Below are 2,336 nucleotides of genomic sequence, written 5' to 3'. Positions count from 1 at the left end.
CAAGCTCAATGGGCTGGAGCCGTACCGGTACCTGAAGCACGTGTTCGAGCGGGTACCGGTGGCGACGAGCCGGGAGGAGTACCGGGTGCTCCTGCCGCAGCACATGCCGGCAGACCTGTTGGCCCAACTCGCGCCGGGGGGCGGTTTATAAGGCGCTTACGGCGCTTCGCCCGGAGCGCGTCTTTGCGGCGTGTATGTAGGTCCTCGGCCCGTCCGAAGTACTCCCGGCGGCTTTTTGATCCCCAGGGATATCAGACTGGAGTCCAACACCATTGGGGGGCACGCGTTCGGCAGGCCAGCACGTTGGGGGGCGCGGCGGGACGGACGTCTCACCGGGATCGGGCGTACTCTCCGGCGGGGGCCCGGCCGCCGGACTCCAGGAACTCCAGCACCCGGTCCTGGGTGCCGCCGATGTTCTCCCGCAGGATGCCGTGGCGCTCCGAGGGGATGAGGACGAGGGCCTTGTCGCGTACCCGAAGGCCCTGGTAGAGGAGTTCCCCGCTCTCGGGGTCGACGGTTGGGTCCTCGGTGCCCTGGATGAGGAGCACGGGCACGTCCACGTCGGGGAGCCGGGAGCGGGCCTCGTCGATCAGCCGGCCCAGCTCGAAGAGGGCGCGCACGGGCACGTGGATGTAGTTGATGTCGGGGTGTTCTGGCGACGAGCGGTGGAACCGCATGAGATCGGGCACCCCGAGGGTGTGGGCCACCACGTTGGCGCCGTGAACGAGGGGCACAAGCCGCATGCCCCGGTCGCGCACCCGCACCGGGGAGGCGACGGCCGCGACCCGGTCGAGGCCCTCGGGCCGGTCGGCCGCGAGGAGGAGGGCCAGGAGCCCCCCGGCCGAGAACCCCACCGCGGCCACCCGGTCCCAGGCCTCGCGCAGGGCCTCGAACCCCCGGCGCACCGAGGCGAGCCATTCCTCCCACGACCGCTCCCGCAGATCCCAGGGGCTCGTGCCGTGGCCCCGCAGGCGTACCCCCAGCACGGGATGACCCCGGGCCGCCAGCCGCTCCCCAAAGGGCCGCAGTTCGGCGGGGGAGGCCGTAAACCCGTGGATCAGGAGGACGGCGGGCGGCCGGGGCCTTTCGGGCACGAGGAGGTAGGGCTCCCCGGGCTGCTTCACCCCCTCGGTGCGGGCGATCTCCTCGGACTCGGGCCGCCCGAAGGCCTCGAGGTCGTACCGGTAGAGCCGCACCTCGTCGTCGAACCGGGTGCGGGCCCAGTCGAGGGGATCGGGGCGCTCCACCGCGGCGAGGCCCCGGTCCACGGCCCGGCGCACCCCGGGCAGGGGCGCCACCTCGTTGGCGTACACGGCCACCGGGTTTTCGAGCCGGATCTCGTCGAGCCCAAACTCCTCCCGGAGCTTGTCGGAGAACCGGAAACGGTCGCCCTCGGCCCGGAGGAGTTCGGCCGCTTCGGCCGTGGCGACGAACTCCTCGAATCCCTCGCACCCGGCCCCGAGGAGGCCTGCGTACTCGTCGGGGTGGTCCACGCTCTCGTGGAGGTGGAGGGCGGGTTCGGCCTGGGCGGCCTTGACCGCCCGGTACACGGCCCGCCGCAGGGTTCGTCCCTCCACCTCGGCCCGGCCGCCCTCGACCCAGCGGGCGATGACGCGGGAGGCCAGGTGGCAGAGGTTCACGGTGACCGCCTGGTACATGGCCTCCATGTACCGGTCGCGTAGCCGCAGCGCGAGCCGCCGCCGGCGCCGGGCCCAGGGCCGGCCCAGGCGGGTTCCGGGCCGCAGGAAGTCGGCCGGGGTTTCGGGGAGCGGCGCGGCGAGCCGCAGGAAGACCCGGTCCCACGGCCCCAACGCCTCGTCCACCCGCAAGGGGGGGGCGAGCCGCACGTCCATGTCGGTGTCCCTTAGGAGCAGGTTTCCCTCGACCCGCAGCTCCTCGGCGAGCCGGGGGCTCAGCCCCTCCACGAACCACTGGGCCGCCCGCTCCAGGAGGTTCCCGGTGACCCGCATCGGGTAGAAGGTGATGTTGGCGGGCACGATCACGGTGGGCCGCCGGGCGTTCTCCACCAGGGCCTCCGGGGATTCCATGCCCAGGGTCTCGGCCCACCGGGCGATGCGGTCGTCCTCGCCCCGCTCTTCGGCCCGGCGGACGGCCCGGCGGAACGCGGCCACGGCCAGCGCCACCACGGCCGCGCCGGTGTGGTGCTTCCGCCGTTCCCGACGGGTGCGGGAATAGACGGCGTACCGGCCCCGCTCGTCGAGAACCCGCCGGTCCTTGACCATGCCGCCTTCGGGGAACACGACCACCCGGTGGCCCCGGAGCACCTCCGCCGCCAGGAACTCGAGGAGCCCGGGTTCGTCGTTGGGCAGTAAGCG

General features: G+C 73.0%; 2 protein-coding genes. One reads left to right on the top strand and one right to left on the bottom strand.

Annotation, left to right across the window (positions count from 1 at the left end):
• Window positions 1-13: 13 nt before the first annotated feature.
• Window positions 14-151 carry a transposase domain-containing protein gene (locus ACYQ8L_RS18325; RefSeq protein WP_459943263.1) on the top strand — a complete coding sequence of 46 codons (138 nt, stop codon included), beginning with the start codon at window positions 14-16 and terminating at the stop codon, window positions 149-151.
• A gap of 178 nt (window positions 152-329) precedes the next feature.
• On the opposite strand, the gene ACYQ8L_RS18320 is transcribed toward ACYQ8L_RS18325, so the two are convergent.
• Window positions 330-2,336, bottom strand: a 2,007-nt coding sequence (locus ACYQ8L_RS18320; RefSeq protein WP_459943262.1) for an alpha/beta hydrolase, incomplete at its 5' end; no start/stop codon positions are given.

It is taken from the genome of Deferrisoma palaeochoriense (assembly GCF_054656955.1).
Note: the sequence above shows the minus strand (reverse complement) of the source record. Positions and strands in the feature narration are given on the sequence as shown.